Origin of the sequence: Nocardioides candidus (genome assembly GCF_041321175.1) — a bacterium.
Lineage (GTDB): Bacteria > Actinomycetota > Actinomycetes > Propionibacteriales > Nocardioidaceae > Nocardioides.
The window spans coordinates 39,320-57,712 of record NZ_JBGGWC010000003.1; the positions used below are offsets into that span (position 1 = coordinate 39,320).

The following is an 18,393-nucleotide window of genomic DNA, read 5'->3' on the forward strand; positions in this document are numbered from 1 at the left end:
GGGCGACCAGCCTAGTGGTCGGCGAGCCGCAGCAGCCCCTCGGCGTCCAGCACCTCGAGGGAGAGCGTGCGGTAGCCGACCTCGTCGAAGAGCACGGTGAGCCGGTCCTCCTCGACGTCGGTCACGACACCGCGGCCGAACTCCTCGTGCTCGACGGCGGCCTGCACCGGGTAGGCCGCCTCGCCGTCGTGCGGCTCGGGAGCCACCCCGGCCCGGCAGTTGTCACAGGCGCCGCAGCGCTCGACCTGCTCGCCGAAGTAGCCGACGAGGTACTCCGCGCGGCACCGGTCGGTCTCGGCGTAGGCCCGCATCATGTCCACGCGCGAGCGCTCGAGCTGCTTGTGCGCCTCGGCGACCTTCAGCACGCCGGCGACCTGCCGCTTCGCCGACGTCGCTGCACCGGCGCCCTCGACCAGGTCGAGCAGGTTGAGGATGCGGCCGGCCTTCTGCCGGCCCACGCCCGCCCGCTCCGCGACAGCGCGCGGATCGCGATCGCCGCGCCGGGCGGCGGCGAGCACCCGCCGTACGTCGGTCTCCTTCGGCACCGCCGGGGAGAAGAACCGGCCGAGGGACAGGTCCTCCGGCCGGTAGACCAGCGTGCCCACCGCAGGCTCGCCGTCGCGGCCCGCTCGGCCGACCTCCTGGTAGTAGGTGTCCGGCGACTCGGGCACCTGTGCGTGCACGACGAACCGGATGTCGGGCTTGTCGATGCCCATGCCGAAGGCCGAGGTCGCCACGACCGTGTCGACCCGGTCCGCCATGAACGCCTCGAAGGTCTCGTCGCGGCGACGGTGGCCCAGGCCCGCGTGGTAGACGGCCGTACGACGCCCGGCCTCCTCGAGCAGGGCGGCGTACTCCTCCGCGGCCCGCCGGGTGCGGCAGTAGACGATCCCTGCGCCGTCCGCCTCCCCCGCCACCTCCCGTACGACGGCACGCTGGTCGTCCTCGGTGACGACCCGGAGCACGTCGAGGCGCAGGTTCGGGCGCGCGAAGCCCGTCACGACCGTCCGCGGCGACCGCATCGCCAACCGCTCCACGATCGACTCCCGGACCGGCGGGGCGGCCGTGGCGGTCATCGCGACGACGCGCGGAGCACCGAGGTCGGCGATCAGGTCACCGAGCCGGAAGTAGTCGGGACGGAAGTCGTGCCCCCACACGGAGACGCAGTGTGCCTCGTCGACCGCCACCAGGCCCGGCCCCATCGCCGCCAGCGCACCGCGGACCTCGTCGTTGGCCAGCTGCTCGGGTGCCAGGAACAAGAAGTCGAGGTCGCCCGCAGCCGCGGCGGCCAGCACGTCCCGGCGCTGCTGCTCGGACTCCGCGGAGCTGAGCCGGGCAGCGCGCAACCCTCCCGGGGCGGCCTCGATGCTCTCCGCCTGGTCCTGCTGCAGCGCGAGGAGCGGCGAGACGACCACCGTGCAGCCCTCGCGGAGCACGCCGGCGACCTGGTAGACGAGCGACTTCCCCGCGCCCGTCGGGGAGACGAGGAGCACGTCCTGGCCGTCGACGAGCGCTCCCGTCGCCTCGGCCTGGCCCGGCAGGAGCGAGTCGTGGCCGAAGCTGCGGCGGGCGACGTCGCGGATCTTGCGGGAGGTGGTCACCCGCGACCCATTACCCGCAGGGCTGCTCCGTCAGTCAGCGGTGTCCGGGTCGCCTTCGTCACCCCTGCCCTGGTCATCGAGGCCTCGGGCGTCGTCCCGGTCCGCCCACTCCAGCAGCGGAGCGATGTCGAAGACGTGGTCGTCGATGTCGGCGTGCAGGTCGCCGATCTCGGCGAACCGGGCGGGCACGGTGCGGATGGTGAAGTCGCGCGGATCGGCGTCGTCGACCTCGTCCCACCGGATCGGCGTCGACACCCGCGCATCGGGCAGGCCGCGCAGGGAGTAGGCCGCGGCGATCGTGTGGTCGCGCGCGTTCTGGTTGTAGTCGACGAAGACGTGCGCGGGGTCGCGGTCCTTCTTCCACCACGTCGTGGTGACCAGGTCGGGGGCGCGTCGCTCGACCTCACGGGCGAAGGCCAGCGCGCCCCGCCGTACGACCTTGTGGTCGCCGTCGGGCCGGACCCTGACGTAGACGTGCAGACCCTTGCTGCCGCTCGTCTTGGGGTAGCCGACCGCACCGAGCTCGTCGAGCACCTCGTGGGCGACGTGCGCGACCTTGCGGACGTCGTCGTAGGTGGAGGCCGGCCCCGGGTCGAGGTCGATCCGCCACTCGTCGGGCTGCTCGGTCTGGCCGCGGCGACTGTTCCACGGGTGGAACTCGACGGTCGACATCTGCACGGCCCAGATCACCGAGCCCAGCTCGGTCACGCAGAGCTCGTCGGCGGTGCGCTTCCAGCGCGGGAAGAACAGCTGCACCGTCTCGACCCACGGCGGGGCGCCCGCGGGAAGGCGCTTCTGGTGCACCTTGTCGCCGGCCAGCCCCTTGGGGAACCGGTGCAGCATGCACGGCCGCTCCCACAGCGCGTTGACGATGCCGGGACCGACGGCGAGGTAGTACTCAACGACGTCGAGCTTGGTCGCGCCGACGTCGGGGAAGTAGACGCGATCCGGGTTGCTGACCCGGACGACCCGGTCGTCGACCTCGATCTCCACCGCCGGGCTCGTCATGCCGCGAGCCTAGATCAGCGCCACCCCAGCTCGGGCGCGACGTGGGTGAGGATCGACTCGAGCACGTGCGCGTTGTAGTCGACGCCGAGCTGGTTGGGCACGGTGAGGAGCAGCGTGTCGGCCGCCTGGATCGCCTCGTCCTCCCGCAGCTGCTCGATCAGCACGTCGGGCTCCGCGGCGTACGAGCGTCCGAAGACCGCGCGCATGTTGTCGATGTGGCCGACCTGGTCCGACGACTGCCGCTCCGCACCGAAGTAGGCACGGTCCAGGTCGTTGGTCAGCGCGAAGATGCTGCGGCTCACCGACACCCGCGGCTCGCGGTCGTGGCCGGCCGCGCGCCACGCCTCGCGGAACGCCTCGATCTGCTTGCGCTGCTGCACGTGGAAGGGCTCGCCCGACTCGTCGGCCTTGAGGGTGGAGCTCATCAGGTTCATGCCCATCTCACCGGTCCACCGGGCTGTCGCGTCGGACGCGGCGCCCCACCAGATCCGGTCCCGCAGACCCTCGGAGTGCGGTTCGATGCGCAGCAGACCGGGAGGGTTGGCGAACATCGGCTGCGGGCTGGGCTCGGCGAAGCCCTCGCCCTTGAGCACCTCCAGCAACACCTCGGTGTGCCGCCGCGCCATGTCGGCCTCGGTCTCGCCGTCACCGGGCGCGAAGCCGAAGTAGCGCCAGCCGTCGACGACCTGCTCCGGTGAGCCGCGGCTGATGCCGAGCTGCAGCCGGCCGCCCGAGATCAGGTCGGCCGCCCCTGCGTCCTCGGCCATGTAGAGCGGGTTCTCGTAGCGCATGTCGATCACCCCGGTGCCGATCTCGATGCGGTTCGTGCGCGCACCGACGGCCGCGAGCAACGGGAACGGACTTGCCAGCTGGCGGGCGAAGTGGTGCACCCGGAAGTAGGCGCCGTCGGCACCGAGCTCCTCGGCGGCGACGGCGAGCTCGATCGACTGCTGCAGCACGTCGGCCGCCGTCCTCGCCTGCGACGAGGGAGCGGGCGACCAGTGGCCGAAGGACAGGAAACCGATCTTCTTCACGACTGGTGCAACGTTCAACCAGTTCAGGCATTCCCGCGGCGGAGCAGCGCCAGGAACATCGCATCCGTCCCGTGCCGGTGCGGCCACAGCTGGGCGGTCCCCTCCAGCGGGCCGTCGGCCCCGCTCACTCCGGGCAGCAACGGCCGGACGTCCTGCAGCACGACGTCGTCGCGGGAGGTGACCGTAGCCCCGACCACCTCGGCCGTCTCGGCCCGCACCGGCGAGCAGGTCGCGTAGAGCACCACTCCCCCGGGACGCACCAGGTCGAGCGCACTCGAGAGCAGCCGCCGCTGGAGCAGCACCAACGTCAGCAGGTCGTCGGGGCTGCGCCGCCAGCGCGCCTCCGGACGCCGGCGCAACGCGCCGAGCCCGGTGCACGGTGCGTCGACGAGCACCCGGTCCGCCGTACCTGCTGCTATCGGGGGACGGGTGCCGTCGGCGGTGACGACACCTGTCACGCCGGGGGTTGTCCCGTCCGGACCGGTCACCGCGCGTCGCACCAGAGCGGCGCGGTGGAGGTGCTGCTCCACAGCCAGTACGCCGGCGCCCCGCTCCGCCGCCAACGCGGCCAGCAGCGCGGCCTTCCCCCCGGGCCCGGCGCAGAGGTCCACCCAGCGTTCGTCGCGCCCCTCGAGCGGTGCAGCGGCCAGCGCGATCGCGACCAGCTGTGACCCCTCGTCCTGGACACCCGCGCGTCCCTCGGCGACCGCCGGGACCCGCGCCGGGTCGCCGCCGTCGAGGACCACCCCGAAGGGCGAGTACGGCGTCGGGGACCCAGGCAGCTCCGCGACGGCAGCCCGACCGGGGCGTGCCACCAGGGTCACCCGGGGCGCGACGTTGTCGGCCGCGAGCAGCGCGTCCAGGTCGTCCCCCGGGGCGGCGAGGTCGAGCAGGTCGACCACCCACCGCGGGTGGCTGTGCTTGATCGCGAGGTGGTCCATCCGGTCGTCGCGCGAGCCGGCGGGATCCGGGGCGACCTCGGTGACCCACGCGTCGAGGTCGCGCTGCGAGACCTTGCGCAGCACCGCGTTGACGAAGCCGGCAGCGCCCTGGCCGACCTCGGCGCGAGCCAGGTCGACGGAGCTGGAGATCGCCGCGTGCGCGGGCACGCGCATCGCGAGCAGCTGGTGGCAGCCCAGCCGGAGCACGTCGCGGACCGCCAGCTCGACCTTGCGCAGCGGCCGGTCGATGCAGCCCGCCAGGATCGCGTCGTAGGTGCCTTGGCGGCGGATGGTGCCTGCTGCGAGCTCGGTCGCGAGACCGGCGTCGCGCGGGTCGAGCCGGGCACGCGCGATGACCGCAGGGAGGACCAGGTTGGTGTAGGCGTCCTCCGTGCGGACCACGCGGAGCACCTCGAGCGCGGCGGCGCGGGCCGGGTCGGCGGGACGACCCGACGGCCGACCACCCTGCGGTCGGCGGGAGCTGCGAGGACTGCGGGGTGCCGGCATGCGATCAGACGAGCGTCGCGCCGTCGGCCAGCCGTGCCCCACGGGCCCAGTCCGCGGCCGGCATCTGCTTCTTGCCGAAGGCCTTCACCTCGCCGAGGCGCACCGGCACCGAGCCGGTGCCCACCAGCACCTCGTTCTTCCCGACGCCGAGGACGCCGGGCGCCAGGTCAGGGCCGTTGCCGATGGGCGTGACCGGGCCGAGCTTGACCCGCTCCCCCTCGTAGGTCGACCACGCGCCCGGGCCAGGGGTGCAGGCGCGGATCCTGCGGTCGATCGCGACCGCGGTCTGCGACCAGTCGATGCGCGCGTCGTCGACGGTGATCTTCGGTGCCAGGCTGACGCCCTCGGCCGGCTGCTCGCGCGCCTCCAGGGACCCGTCGGCGATGCCGTCGAGCGTGGCGACCAGCAGTCCTGCGCCGCCCTCGGCCAGACGGCCGAGGAGGTCCCCCGCGGTGTCGGTGGGGCGGACGGCCTCGGTCATCACGCCGAACGTCGGGCCGGCGTCGAGCGCCTGCACGATGCGAAAGGTCGTCGCGCCCGTGATCTCGTCACCTGCCCAGATCGAGTGCTGCACCGGCGCGGCGCCGCGCCATGCGGGCAGCAGCGAGAAGTGCAGGTTGACCCAGCCGTGGGTCGGGATGTCGAGGGCGCTCTGCGGGATCAGCGCACCGTAGGCGACGACCGGGCAGCAGTCGGGCGCGAGGTCGCGCAGCGCCGACTGGAAGCCGGGGTCACGGGGGTGGTCGGGCTTGAGCACCGGCACCCCCAGCTCGGCGGCCCGCACCGCCACCGGGCTCTCGGTGAGCCTGCGGCCGCGGCCCGACGGCGCGTCGGGACGCGTCACCACCCCGACGAGCTCGTGCGGCGACGCCGCGATGGCGTCGAGCGCGGGCACCGCGACGTCGGGGGTGCCCGCGAAGACGACCCTCATCGTCCGAAGCCGCCCGTGGCGTGGGGGGAGACCTTGACCGTCGGCTGCTCGAGGCCGAACCACTCCGACTCGCGGATCTCCCTCATCGCCGCCTTGCGTGCCGCCTCGTCGAGCCGGTCGATGAAGAGCACGCCGTCGAGGTGGTCGGTCTCGTGCTGGATGGCCCGGGCCAGCAGGTCCGAGCCCTCGATCCGCACCGGGTCGCCGTGCATGTTGAAGCCGGTCGCCACCACCGACAACGCCCGGAGGCAGTCATAGGTCAGCTCGGGCAGCGAGAGGCACCCCTCGGGACCGTCCTGCGTGTCCGCGGAGAGGTCGAGCGACGGGTTGACCAGGTGTCCGACCTCGCCGTCGACGTACCAGGTGAAGACGCGCAGCCCCACCCCGATCTGCGGTGCCGCCAGTCCCGCGCCGGGCGCGTCGAGCATGGTGTCGGTGAGGTCGGTGACGAGCTGGCGGAGCTCGACGTCGAAGTCGACGACCTCGATCGCCTTGCTCCGGAGCACGGGATCGCCGAAGAGTCGGATGGGTCGGATGGCCACCACGGGAGTCTAGTGGTGCCGGCCGCGGACCCGAACGCCGCCGCGGGGCTCTCAGGATGCCTGCGAGGACTGCGACGCGCTCGCGCGGTCGGTCAGATCTCCAAGGGGTCGACCTGGAGGCGCACGGGGTCGAGCTTGCGCGCGGACCGGATGCGTTGCAGCTCGCCCAGGGCCGCGGTCATCGCGGCGCCCTCCGCTCGCGGCACCCGCACGACGGCACGCTCGGTCTCCGCGTCGACCGAGAGCGGCCCCAGCACCTGGGCGTGCTCGGGGAGCGCGAGCAGCGTGAGGGCGTCGTCGAGGGCGCCGGGATCGCCAACGAGGGTGGCCACCCGCGTCGCCGGCGGGAGGTGGGCGTCACGGCGCTCGTCGGCCTCGCGTGCGGCGAAGCCGGGCTGGTCCCACCGCACCAGCGCCTGCAGCGCCGGGGTGCCGGGGTCGCCGATCACCAGGGCTCGGCCGCCTGCGCGGAGCAGACCGACGGCGTTGGACCAGCGCCGCAGCGCCTCCTCCGCCGCACGCATGCTGTCGCGCGCGAGCAGCAGCCACGCGTCGAGCAGCACGACGACCGCATAGCCATCCTGCGCCACGGGCTCGGCACCCGGCGTGGCCACCACGATGCGCCGCTCGCCATCGACCTCCGCGCGGATGCGGTCGCCGCTCGACGTCACCACCGGGACGGGCGCGAACGCCCTGCCCAGCTCGTCGGCGGTGCGCGCGTCGCCGACCACCGGCGCCCGCAGTCCCCGCCCACCGCACTCGACGCAGGCCCACGCCGGCGCCTCGGTCGCGCACCAGCGGCAGCGGGGCGGCGACGTCGGCCCGGTCAGCTGCAGCGGTCCGGCGCACCGCTCGCAGCGAGCCGGGGTGCGGCACCGGTCGCAGGCCAGCCGCAGCACGTAGCCGGCCCGGGGCGTCTGCACGAGCACGGGTCCGCGCTCGAGGCCCCACCGGACCGCGTCGTGCGCCTCCTTCGGCACCCGCGCTGCGGCCGCGAAGGGGTCGCGGTGGCTCTCCACACCGGCCACGGCGACGAGGGCACGCTGACGCACGGTCGTCCGCGGGGCCGCGATCTCACGGGCCCACCCCGTGCGGAGCAGCTGGTCGACCTCGACGCTGCGGGAGAAGCCCGCCACCATCGCGGCGCACCCCTCCACCTCCGCTCGTTCGAGGAGCACCTCACGGGTGTGGGGGTACGGCGCCCGCGGCTCCGCGTGCAGGTCGTCGCCGTCGTCCCAGATCACCACGAGGCCGAGGTCGTGCACCGGCGCGAACGCCGCCGACCGCGTGCCGACGACGATGCGGCGGGTGCCCCGGCTGACCTCCAGGAACGCCCGGTAGCGCGGTCCCGGACCGGCATCTGCCTGGAGCGTGACGTGCTGGTCCTCGCCGAGCAGGGCGGTGAGCGCCGCATCGACCCGCGCGACGTCACGGTGGTCGGGCACGCAGATCAGGGTGCCCCGGCCGGCGCCGGCCGCGGCACCGGCGAGGTGGGCGAGCAGGAGCGGCCAGTCCTCGCCCGGCGCGACGCTCCAGACGGCTCGTGGCGCACCGCCCGAGCGGAGGTGGCCCAGGAAGGCGGGCGCCGTCGGATAGGCCGCCCACGCCTCCTCTCCCCCAGCCACCGGGGCCATCGCCGTCGCCGGCGCCGAGGGCTGCTTCTCGACGGTCGCGTGCCGCGGCGGGACGGCCAGGCGGCGTACGTCGGAGCTGACGCCCGCGTAACGCTCCGCGACCCGCCGGCACAGCTCGGCGACAGCGGGCGAGAGGACGCGCTCCGCGCTCACGACGCGGCGCAGCGGCGCCAGCCTGCCGTCGTGCCCGCTGTCCGCGACCCGCTCGACGACGAACCCGTCGACGTCCTGGCCCGCGAAGCGCACCTTCACCCGCACGCCCGGCAGCGCCTGCTCCGCCATCGTCGCCGGCACGAGGTAGTCGAACATGCGGTCGAGGTGGGCCAGGGGCAGGTCGACCACGACCCGCGCGACCGGCAGCTCCGCCGCCGCCTCCACCGGTGCCGCCTGCTTCGCCCGCCGCGCCCGGGCCGCCGCGCCGGACGAACGCGCCGCGGCGCGCGCCAGCCCCGGAAGGGCGGCGTCCTGCTCCTCGACGGTCACAGCCGTTGTCTACCAGTCACGCCGGACGCAAACAGCGCCGCGGCCGTCCGTCGTGGACGACCGCGGCGCTGGTGGTCGGTCAGATGCCGGCGGCAGCCTTGAGGGCGTCGGCGCGGTCGGTCTTCTCCCAGGTGAACTCCGGCAGCTCCCGACCGAAGTGGCCGTAGGCGGCCGTCTTGGCGTAGATCGGCCGGAGCAGGTCGAGGTCGCGGAGGATCGCGGCCGGGCGGAGGTCGAAGACCTCGAGCACGGCCTCCTGGATCTTCTCGTCCGGGATCACACCGGTGCCGAAGGTCTCGATGAAGACACCCACCGGAGCGGCCTTGCCGATCGCGTAGGCGACCTGCGCCTCGCAGCGACGGGCCAGACCCGCGGCGACGACGTTCTTGGCGACCCAGCGCATCGCGTAGGCGGCGGAGCGGTCGACCTTCGACGGGTCCTTGCCCGAGAAGGCGCCACCACCGTGGCGGGCCATGCCGCCGTAAGTGTCGACGATGATCTTGCGACCGGTCAGGCCGGCGTCGCCCATCGGCCCGCCGACGACGAAGCGCCCGGTCGGGTTGATGTAGAGCTTGTAGCCGTCGGAGGGGACCTGCGCCTTGAACTGCTCGAGCACCGGCTCGATGACGTTGACCTCGATGTCCTTCTGCAGCTGGTCCTGGCTGACGTCCTCGGCGTGCTGCGAGGACACGACGACCGCGTCGATGCGGACGGGACGGTCGTCCTCGTCGTACTCGATGGTGACCTGGGTCTTGCCGTCGGGGCGGAGGTAGGCCAGCGTGCCGTTCTTGCGCACCTCGGTGAGCCTCTCGGCCAGCGTCTGCGCGATCTTGATCGGCAGCGGGAAGAGCTCCGGGGTGTCGTCGCAGGCGTAGCCGAACATCAGGCCCTGGTCGCCGGCGCCCTGGCGGTCGAGCTCGTCGCCCGAGCCGCCCACGCGCTCCTCGAAGGCGTCGTCGACGCCCTGCGCGATGTCGGCCGACTGCGCACCGATGGCCACCTGCACGCCGCAGGAGTTGCCGTCGAAGCCCTTCTCCGAGGAGTCGTAGCCGATCTCGAGGACCTTCTGCCGCACCAGCTGCGCCACGGGGGCGTAGGCCGACGTGGTCACCTCACCGGCGACCACGACGAGACCCGTGGTCAGAAGCGTCTCGACCGCGACCCGGCTCTTCGGGTCGTGCTCGAGCAGGTAGTCGAGCACGGTGTCGCTGATCTGGTCAGCGATCTTGTCGGGGTGCCCCTCAGTCACGGACTCAGAGGTGAAGAGGCGTCCAGCCACGTTGTTTCTCCATTCAAAGCTGTCGATCGCATCGGGCGTCTTGCAGGGGGCTATCAGAGCCGATCGCCGGTCCAACGATACGAGGACCGGCAGGTGATGCGCGGCAGTCTCACGCAGGGGCCAGGCGGGTGGCCACCTGGTCCCAGATCACGTGGGCGAGAGCGCCTTTGCTCCCCCGCGGACAGTCGACCGCGGTGCCATCGGCGGCCAGGATAACCGCCTCGTTGTCCTCAGCACCGAAAACCGCGCCACCGCTCACGTCGTTGACCACGAGCAGGTCGCAGCCCTTGCGGGCGAGCTTGGCGCGAGCGAGCTCGAGCACGGACCCGCTGGCGTCGCCCGTCTCGGCCGCGAAACCCACCACGACGGTGCCCGGGGAGGGCCGGTGCGAGGAGAGCTCCTTGAGGATGTCGGGGTTCTGCTCCAGCGAGATCACCGGCGCGGAGCCGTCGTCGGACTTCTTGATCTTGGTGTCCGAACGGTGCACCGGCCGGAAGTCGGCCGGCGCCGCGGCCATCACGACCGCGTCGGCACCTGCGGCAGCAGTGAGTACGGCGTCGCGCAGCTCGGCCGTCGACTCGACCCGCACGACCTTGACGCCGGCGGGGTCGGGGAGGGTGACGTTGGCGGCGACGAGGGTGACCTCCGCGCCACGAGCAGCGGCCGCCCGGGCGAGGGCGTAGCCCTGGCGGCCCGAGGACCGGTTGCCCAGGAAGCGCACCGGGTCGAGCCGCTCCCGGGTGCCGCCGGCCGAGACGACCACGTGGCGGCCGGCGAGGTCGAGCGCGCCGGTCGTGGAGCCGGTCGCGGCCCGCTCGAGCACGTCGCGGCAGAGCTCGAAGATCTCCTCGGGGTCGGGGAGCCGGCCCTTGCCGGTGTCGGCGCCCGTGAGCCGGCCCTCCGCGGGCTCGACGACGAGGACGCCGCGGGAGCGCAGGGTCGCGACGTTGGCCGACGTCGCCGGGTGCTCCCACATCTCGGTGTGCATGGCCGGCGCCATCACGACCGGGCACCGCGCGGTCAGGAGCGTGTTGGTGAGCAGGTCGTCGGCGAGCCCGTGGGCCGCCTTGGCGAGCAGGTCGGCGGTCGCCGGTGCCACCACGACGAGGTCGGCGGACTGGCCGATCCGGACGTGGGGCACCTCGTGGACGCCGGCCCACACGTCCGTCGCGACCGGCTTGCCGGAGAGCGCGGCCCAGGTGGGGGCGCCGACGAACTCCAGCGCGGCGGCGGTCGGCACGACGGTCACGTCGTGGCCGGACTCGGTGAACCGGCGGAGCAGCTCGCAGGCCTTGTAGGCAGCGATACCGCCGGACACTCCGAGCACCACGCGCGGCCGGCTGCCCGGGGTCACGACAGGCTCAGATCACTCGGTGGCGTCGGCGATCGCGGCGTCGGTGGCGGCCGACGCGGCAGCCTCCTCGGCGGCGAGCTCGGCCGGGTCGATGTCCTCGCAGGTCAGCAGGTCCTCGTTGATCTCGCGGAGCGCGATCGACAGCGGCTTCTCCTGGACGTGGGTGTCGACGAGCGGGCCGACGTACTCGAGCAGGCCCTCGCCGAGCTGGGAGTAGTAGGCGTTGATCTGCCGGGCGCGCTTGGCGCTGTAGAGGACCAGCTTGTACTTGCTGTCGGTCTTGCTGAGCAGGTCGTCGATCGGCGGGTTGGTCACGCCAACGGCGTCGATGTTCGGGGCAGACACGTAAAAGGCCTCACGATCCAGTGGATGGGCAACCAAGTAAGCCTACCAACTCCGCCGCTGCATCGTGAACTTCGTGGTTGACGATGGTGACGTCGAACTCCGTCTCCGCCGCGAGCTCCTCCACTGCTGTCGCCAGCCGGCGCTCCCGCTCCTCGTCGCTCTCGGTGCCGCGACCGACCAGTCGGCGTACGAGCTCCTCCCAGGAGGGCGGCTTGAGGAAGACGAAGAGAGCCTCGGGCATCGTCCGACGCACCTGGCGCGCACCCTGCAGGTCGATCTCGAGCATCGCGGGTCGTCCGGCCGCCAGCGCCTCCTCCACCGGTCCGCGGGGCGTGCCGTAGCGGTGCCGGCCGTGCACGACCGCCCACTCCAGGAGCTGGTCGTCCTCGACGAGCCGGTCGAACTCCGCGTCGTCGACGAAGAGGTAGTGGACGCCGTCGGTCTCGCCCGGTCGCGGCGCCCGGGTCGTGGCCGACACCGAGATCCACACGTCGGGGTGGTCCTCACGGACCGCGGCCGCCACCGTCCCCTTCCCGACCGCCGTCGGCCCGGCGAGGACCACGAGGCGGCTGGGCCGGGCTGCGGCGTCAGTCACCCGGCGCGAACTCGCGCTCGAGGGCGGCGACCTGCTTGGCGCCGAGGCCGCGGACGCGGCGGGACTCCGCGATCCCGAGCCGCTCCATCAGCTGGGTGGCACGGACCTTCCCGAGGCCGGGGACGGCCTGGAGCAGGTCGATGACCTTCATCTTGCCGACGACCTCGTTGGTCTGCCCCTCTGCCAGGACGTCGGCGATCGAGGCGCCGGAGTTCTTCAGCCGGTTCTTGACCTCGGCCCGCTCGCGGCGGGCGGCGGCAGCCTTGGCCAGCGCTGCCTTGCGCTGTTCGGGGGTGAGAGGAGGCAGTGCCACGTACACGGATCCTTCGGTCGAACGGTCGAGCGCAGCCGGAATCGTCGAGCTGGGCGGCGGGGGCGGCCGCCAAGCCGCCACCCTAGTCAGGTCGCGCGCGGTGCGGCAATGCGGGGCCGTACGTCGGGACTCACAGGGCCAGTGGCGTCTTGCACACATCGCGCGCCTGTTGCTGCACGCTGCTCATCGCCTCGGTGGTCGTCGCCGAGACGAGTGCCACCGCGGCAGCGTCGATCGCGTCGCGCTGCTCCTTCGCCAACCCCTTCGGAGGGTGCCGACGCTGGTAGGTCTGCGGGTCGAGACCCGCGGCCTCGAGCGCGTCGACCAGGTCCTCGATCCGCGCGACCACGATCTTCCAGTCGTCGGCGATGTCGCCCGGGGCCTTGTCGGCGAGCGAGCGGAAGCTGGGCAGGGCCTTGATGAGGCCGGTCGTGTCCCCGCCCGCCGACAGCGCGTCGCCGATCGGTGCCTGCAGGGACTTCACCGTGTCGCAGTAGTCCTGGAACCGGTCCGGGATCGCGTAGGGGTCGTCGTCGTCGCTGCCGCACGCCGCGAGCGAGAGCACCGTCGACGCCGTCAGGGCGGCGACGGCGCACCTCAGCGCAGCACGGCCCCTCACCCGAGCAGGCTCCGCAGCTCGTCGTTGGCCCGCTGGATCGCGTCGCGCATGGCCGGTCCGTCAGGGCCGAGCCGGAGCACACCCCGCGAGGAGCTGGCGACCACGTGGTGCGCCGAGGCGCCGAAGATGCGGACGATGTCGGCCGCGGTCCCGCCCTGCTCGCCGTAGCCGGGCGCCAGGATCGGCCCGTTGATGGCGAAGTCGTAGCCCTCCCCAGAAGTCGGCGGAGTGTCGATGGTCGCACCGACGACCGCACCGAACGAACCCACCGGCTTCGCGCCGTGGTTGAGCTCGCGCAGGTGGTCGAGCATCGCCGAGCCGACCGTGCGGCCACCGAACTCGTCGCTGGTCACCGCCTCCTGCACCTCGGGCCCCTCCTTGTTGGAGGTCGCGGCGAGCACGAAGAGCCCGGCGCCGTTGGCCCGGGCCACCTCCACGAATGGCAGCAGCGAGCCGAAGCCCAGGTAGGGGCTGATCGTGATCGCGTCCGACGCGAGCGGCGACAGCGGGTCGAGGTAGGCCTCGGCGTACGCCTGCGAGGTCGACCCGATGTCGCCGCGCTTGACGTCGAGCAGCACCAGCGCGCCGGCGGCGCGCGACTCCGCGATCACCCGCTCGAGCACCGCGATGCCGCGACTGCCGAACCGCTCGTAGAAGGCCGACTGCGGCTTGACCACCGAGCAGTACGGCGCCACGGCCTCCACCGCGGTGAGCGCGAACCTCTCCAGTCCCTCGACCGAGTCGTCGAGGCCCCACTCGTGCAGCAGGCCGGCATGAGGGTCGATGCCGACGCAGAACTGGCCGCGCTCAGCGATCGCGGCAGCGAAGCGCTCACCGAAGGGAAGGGTCATTCCAGGCCTTTCAGGATCCGGCGCGGCCACATCGGGCCACCGTAGATGAGGCCCGTGTAGGCCTGGACCAGGTCGGCTCCCGCATCGAGCCGCTCCTGCGCGTCCTCGGCGGTCGAGATGCCGCCCACCCCGATCAACGTGAGCCGGTCCCCCACGCGCCCGCGCAGCAGGCGGACCACCTCGGTGGAGCGTCGGCGCAGCGGAGCGCCGGACAGGCCCCCGGCACCGGCCGCCTCGACGACCGACGCATCCGAGCGCAGGCCCGTCCGGCTGATCGTGGTGTTGGTCGCGATGATCCCGGAGAGGTCCTGCGCGACGGCGAGGTCGGCCACCTCCAGCACGTCGTCGTCGGCGAGGTCGGGCGCGATCTTCACCAGCAGGGGCACCCGGTCGCGGCCCGCGTCGGCGGCCGCCCGGTCCGCGACGTCGCGCACGTGGGCGAGCAACGGCGCGAGCTTCTCGACCGCCTGCAGGTTGCGCAGCCCGGGCGTGTTGGGCGAGCTGACGTTGACGACCAGGTAGTCGGCGTACGGCGCCAGCAGGCGGGTCGAGGTCTCGTAGTCCGCCTCGACCGCGGCCTGGTCGTCGTCGGGGACCACCTTCGACTTGCCGATGTTGATGCCGAGCAGCGGACCCCGGCGCCGGCGCTCCCGCTTGGCGAGCCGCTGGGCGACGGCGGCCGCTCCGTCGTTGTTGAAGCCCATCCGGTTGACCACCGCGCGGTCGTCGGGCAGCCGGACCAGCCGCGGCCTGGGGTTGCCCGGCTGCGCCAGCGCGGTGACCGTGCCGACCTCGACGTGCCCGAAGCCGAAGGCGCCCAGCTCCTCGAAGGCCTGCGCCGTCTTGTCGAAGCCGGCAGCGAGCCCCAGCGGGTTGGGGAAGGTCAGGCCCATCGCGTGCACCGCTCGGCCCTTGGGCCGAGGACCGTGCCGCAGCGCCGGACCGGCCGCGCGCAGCGCGTCGAAGGTCCGGTGGTGGGCGACCTCGGCGTCGATCCGCGACAGGCCGTGCTTGTAGACGGCGTCGTACAAGGTCACCGAGCGGGCCTCTGCTGCGCCGTCCACTCCTGCAGGGGCTTCACGCCGATGTCGCCGCGGTGCATCGCCTCGATGCCGTGCACCGCTGCCCCGAGCCCCTGCACGGTCGTGATGCACGGGATGTTGGCCCGCACCGCCGCCGTACGGATCTCGTAGCCGTCGAGCCGCGCCGATCCGCCGCTGGTGGCGCCGTGGGGCGTATTGATGACCAGGTCGATCTCGCCGTCGAGGATGAGCTGGACCGTCGTCTTCTCCCCCGCCGGGCCCTCTCCCTCGAAGTGCTTGCGCACCACGGTGGTCTCCACGCCGTTGCGGCGCAGCACCTCGGCGGTGCCCTTGGTGGCGAGGATCTCGAAGCCGTGGTCGGCCAGCACCTTGATCGGGAAGATCATGTGCCGCTTGTCGCGGTTGGCCATGCTCACGAAGACCTTGCCGCTCGTCGGGAGCGAGCCGAACGCCCCGGCCTGCGCCTTGGCGAAGGCGGTGCCGAAGTCGGCGTCGAGGCCCATCACCTCGCCGGTCGACTTCATCTCCGGTCCGAGCACCGTGTCGACCTGGCGGCCGTCGGGCGTGCGGAACCGGTTGAACGGCATCACCGCCTCCTTCACCGCGATCGGCTGGTCGGGCGGCAACGTGCCTCCGTCACCCTCGGCCGGCAGCACGCCGTCGGCCCGCAGCTCGCCGATCGTGGCGCCCATCATCACGCGGGCGCACGCCTTGGCCAGTGGCGTGCCGGTCGCCTTCGAGACGAACGGCACGGTGCGGCTGGCGCGCGGGTTGGCCTCGAGCACGTAGAGCACGTCGGAGCCGAGCGCGAACTGGATGTTGATCAGGCCCCGGACGCCGACGCCCTTCGCGATCGCCAGGGTCGCCTCGCGGATCCGCTGGATCTCCGCGTCGCCGAGGGTGATCGGCGGCAGCGCGCAGGAGGAGTCGCCGGAGTGGATGCCGGCCTCCTCGATGTGCTCCATCACGCCGCCGAGGAAGAGGTCCTCGCCGTCGAAGAGCGCGTCGACGTCGATCTCGACGGCGTCGTCGATGAACCGGTCGACCAGCACCGGGTGCTCGGGCGTGACCTCGGTGGCGCGGGAGATGTAGCTGGCCAGCGAGGCCTCGTCGTAGACGATCTCCATGCCCCGGCCGCCGAGGACGTACGACGGTCGCACGAGCACCGGGTAGCCGATCCGCTCCGCGACCTCGCGCGCCTCCTCGAACGAGGTCGCCAGGCCGTGCTGGGGGGCGATCAGCTTCGCCTCCGCGAGCACCCGTCCGAACGCGCCCCGCTCCTCGGCGAGGTGGATCGCCTCGGGGCTGGTGCCGACAATCGTGACGCCGTTGTCCTTGAGGCCTTGCGCGAGGCCGAGCGGCGTCTGGCCGCCGAGCTGACAGATCACGCCCGCGACGGGCCCGGCCGTCTCCTCGGCGTGCACGATCTCGAGCACGTCCTCGAGCGTCAGCGGCTCGAAGTACAGGCGGTCGGAGGTGTCGTAGTCGGTCGAGACCGTCTCCGGGTTGCAGTTGACCATCACGGTCTCGTAGCCGGCCTCGCTCAGCGCGAGGCTGGCGTGCACGCACGAGTAGTCGAACTCGATGCCCTGGCCGATCCGGTTGGGCCCGCTCCCGAGGATGATGACCGCGGGCCTCTCCCGCGGCGCGACCTCGGTCTCCTCGTCGTAGGAGGAGTAGTGGTAGGGCGTCCTGGCCGCGAACTCGGCCGCACAGGTGTCGACGGTCTTGTAGACCGGCCGGATGCCGAGCGCATGGCGCACGCCGCGGACGACGTCGGGCGTCATGCCGCGGATCTTGCCGATCTGCAGGTCGGAGAAGCCGTGGCGCTTGGCGTTGCGCAGCAGCGCCGGCGTCAGCTCGTCGGCCTCGATGAGCTCCTGGGCGGTCTCGTTGATCAGCATCAGCTGGTCGACGAACCACGGGTCGATGCCGGTCGCCTCGAAGACCTCCTCGGGCGTGGCTCCGGCGCGGATCGCGTCCATCACCTTCTTCAGACGCCCGTCGTGGGGCATCTCGATCTCCTGGAGGAGCGCGGCCTTGTCCAGGTCGACGAGCTCCTTGTGCCAGTCGAACGGGGCCTTCTTGTCCTCCAGCGAGCGCAGCGCCTTCTGCAGCGCCTCGGTGAAGTTGCGGCCGATCGCCATCGCCTCGCCGACCGACTTCATGTGCGTGGTCAGCCTCGGGTCGGCGCCGGGGAACTTCTCGAAGGCGAAGCGCGGCACCTTCACCACGACGTAGTCGAGGCTGGGCTCGAAGCTCGCGGGTGTGCTCTGCCCGTCGGGCCGGGCCGTGATGTCGTTGGGGATCTCGTCGAGCGTGTAGCCGATCGCCACCTTGGCCGCGATCTTCGCGATCGGGAAGCCGGTCGCCTTGGACGCCAGCGCGCTCGACCGCGACACCCGCGGGTTCATCTCGATGACGATCACGCGGCCGTCGCGCGGGTTGACGGCGTACTGGATGTTGCAGCCGCCGGTGTCGACGCCGACCTCGCGGATGATGTCGATCGCCAGGTCGCGGAGGTGCTGGTACTCGCGGTCGGTCAGCGTCATCGCCGGCGCCACGGTGATCGAGTCACCGGTGTGCACACCCATCGGGTCGAAGTTCTCGATCGAGCAGATGATGACGACGTTGTCGGCCTTGTCGCGCATCACCTCCAGCTCGTACTCCTTCCACCCGATGATCGACTCCTCGATCAGCACCTCGGTGGTCGGCGACGCGTCGAGGCCGGCGCCCGCGATCCGGGTCAGGTCGTCGGCGTCGTAGGCGATGCCGGAGCCGGTGCCGCCCATGGTGAACGAGGGGCGTACGACGACCGGGAAGCCCAGCTCGGACGCGGCCTTCTCGCAGTCGTCGAGCGAGTGGCACACGAAGCTCTTGGCCACCTCCCCGCCGACCTTCTCGACGATCGCGTTGAACAGCTCGCGGTTCTCACCGCGGTGGATCGCGTCGAAGCTCGCGCCGATCATCTCGACGCCGTACTTCTCCAGCACGCCGTTCTCGTGCAGCGCGATCGCTGCGTTGAGGGCGGTCTGGCCCCCGAGGGTCGGCAGCACGGCGTCGGGGCGCTCGCGCGCGATCACCTTCTCGACGAACTCCGGGGTGATCGGCTCGACGTAGGTCGCGTCGGCGAACTCGGGGTCGGTCATGATCGTGGCCGGGTTGCTGTTGACCAGCACCACCCGCAGCCCCTCGGCCTTAAGCACCCGGCACGCCTGGGTGCCGGAGTAGTCGAACTCGCAGGCCTGGCCGATGATGATCGGCCCGGAGCCGATGACCAGGACCGACTTGATGTCGTCGCGCTTCGGCATGT

Annotated in this window: 16 protein-coding genes; all 16 read right to left on the reverse strand. The window is 72.4% G+C overall.

Going from position 1 to position 18,393, the window contains the following annotated elements:
- Positions 1 to 11 precede the first annotated feature (11 nt).
- Entirely contained in the window at positions 12 to 1,601 is a 1,590-nt protein-coding gene (locus ACAX67_RS14525) for a RecQ family ATP-dependent DNA helicase (RefSeq protein WP_370704586.1), read from the reverse strand.
- 30 nt (positions 1,602 to 1,631) lie between these two features.
- Complete coding sequence (ligD, locus tag ACAX67_RS14530) at positions 1,632 to 2,609, reverse strand: non-homologous end-joining DNA ligase (RefSeq protein WP_370704587.1); 978 nt, start codon at positions 2,607 to 2,609, stop codon at positions 1,632 to 1,634.
- Positions 2,610 to 2,623: 14 nt separating this feature from the next.
- Positions 2,624 to 3,643 carry an LLM class flavin-dependent oxidoreductase gene (locus tag ACAX67_RS14535; RefSeq protein ID WP_370704588.1) on the reverse strand — a complete coding sequence of 340 codons (1,020 nt, stop codon included), beginning with the start codon at positions 3,641 to 3,643 and terminating at the stop codon, positions 2,624 to 2,626.
- A gap of 23 nt (positions 3,644 to 3,666) precedes the next feature.
- Positions 3,667 to 5,091 (reverse strand): RsmB/NOP family class I SAM-dependent RNA methyltransferase, encoded by a 1,425-nt coding sequence (locus tag ACAX67_RS14540; RefSeq protein ID WP_370704589.1) that lies wholly within the window; start codon positions 5,089 to 5,091, stop codon positions 3,667 to 3,669.
- Positions 5,092 to 5,095: 4 nt separating this feature from the next.
- Positions 5,096 to 6,022, reverse strand: coding sequence for a methionyl-tRNA formyltransferase (fmt, locus tag ACAX67_RS14545; protein WP_370704590.1), 927 nt, complete (start codon positions 6,020 to 6,022; stop codon positions 5,096 to 5,098).
- Complete coding sequence (gene def, locus ACAX67_RS14550; protein ID WP_370704591.1) at positions 6,019 to 6,564, reverse strand: peptide deformylase; 546 nt, start codon at positions 6,562 to 6,564, stop codon at positions 6,019 to 6,021. The genes fmt and def overlap by 4 nt, the downstream gene beginning before the upstream one ends.
- A 92-nt stretch (positions 6,565 to 6,656) precedes the next feature.
- Positions 6,657 to 8,681: a primosomal protein N' gene (locus ACAX67_RS14555; RefSeq protein ID WP_370704592.1), complete on the reverse strand. Its 2,025-nt coding sequence runs from the start codon at positions 8,679 to 8,681 to the stop codon at positions 6,657 to 6,659.
- A 79-nt stretch (positions 8,682 to 8,760) separates the two neighbouring features.
- Complete coding sequence (gene metK, locus ACAX67_RS14560; protein WP_370704593.1) at positions 8,761 to 9,960, reverse strand: methionine adenosyltransferase; 1,200 nt, start codon at positions 9,958 to 9,960, stop codon at positions 8,761 to 8,763.
- A gap of 109 nt (positions 9,961 to 10,069) precedes the next feature.
- Positions 10,070 to 11,278, reverse strand: a complete 1,209-nt coding sequence (gene coaBC / locus ACAX67_RS14565) for a bifunctional phosphopantothenoylcysteine decarboxylase/phosphopantothenate--cysteine ligase CoaBC (protein ID WP_370704594.1) — start codon at positions 11,276 to 11,278, stop codon at positions 10,070 to 10,072.
- A gap of 48 nt (positions 11,279 to 11,326) precedes the next feature.
- Complete coding sequence (gene rpoZ, locus ACAX67_RS14570; RefSeq protein ID WP_370704595.1) at positions 11,327 to 11,659, reverse strand: DNA-directed RNA polymerase subunit omega; 333 nt, start codon at positions 11,657 to 11,659, stop codon at positions 11,327 to 11,329.
- Between the two features lie 10 nt (positions 11,660 to 11,669).
- Positions 11,670 to 12,254 carry a guanylate kinase gene (gene gmk, locus ACAX67_RS14575; RefSeq protein ID WP_370704596.1) on the reverse strand — a complete coding sequence of 195 codons (585 nt, stop codon included), beginning with the start codon at positions 12,252 to 12,254 and terminating at the stop codon, positions 11,670 to 11,672.
- Positions 12,247 to 12,567 carry an integration host factor, actinobacterial type gene (mihF, locus tag ACAX67_RS14580; protein ID WP_370704597.1) on the reverse strand — a complete coding sequence of 107 codons (321 nt, stop codon included), beginning with the start codon at positions 12,565 to 12,567 and terminating at the stop codon, positions 12,247 to 12,249. Before mihF ends, gmk begins: the two co-directional genes overlap by 8 nt.
- A gap of 130 nt (positions 12,568 to 12,697) precedes the next feature.
- Positions 12,698 to 13,186 (reverse strand): hypothetical protein, encoded by a 489-nt coding sequence (locus ACAX67_RS14585; protein ID WP_370704598.1) that lies wholly within the window; start codon positions 13,184 to 13,186, stop codon positions 12,698 to 12,700.
- Complete coding sequence (gene pyrF, locus ACAX67_RS14590; protein WP_370704599.1) at positions 13,183 to 14,037, reverse strand: orotidine-5'-phosphate decarboxylase; 855 nt, start codon at positions 14,035 to 14,037, stop codon at positions 13,183 to 13,185. The genes ACAX67_RS14585 and pyrF overlap by 4 nt, the downstream gene beginning before the upstream one ends.
- A complete protein-coding gene (locus tag ACAX67_RS14595; RefSeq protein WP_527891026.1) occupies positions 14,034 to 15,074 on the reverse strand; it encodes a quinone-dependent dihydroorotate dehydrogenase in 1,041 nt (346 codons plus the stop codon). The genes pyrF and ACAX67_RS14595 overlap by 4 nt, the downstream gene beginning before the upstream one ends.
- Positions 15,071 to 18,391, reverse strand: a complete 3,321-nt coding sequence (gene carB, locus ACAX67_RS14600) for a carbamoyl-phosphate synthase large subunit (RefSeq protein ID WP_370704600.1) — start codon at positions 18,389 to 18,391, stop codon at positions 15,071 to 15,073. The genes ACAX67_RS14595 and carB overlap by 4 nt, the downstream gene beginning before the upstream one ends.
- Positions 18,392 to 18,393: the final 2 nt, after the last annotated feature.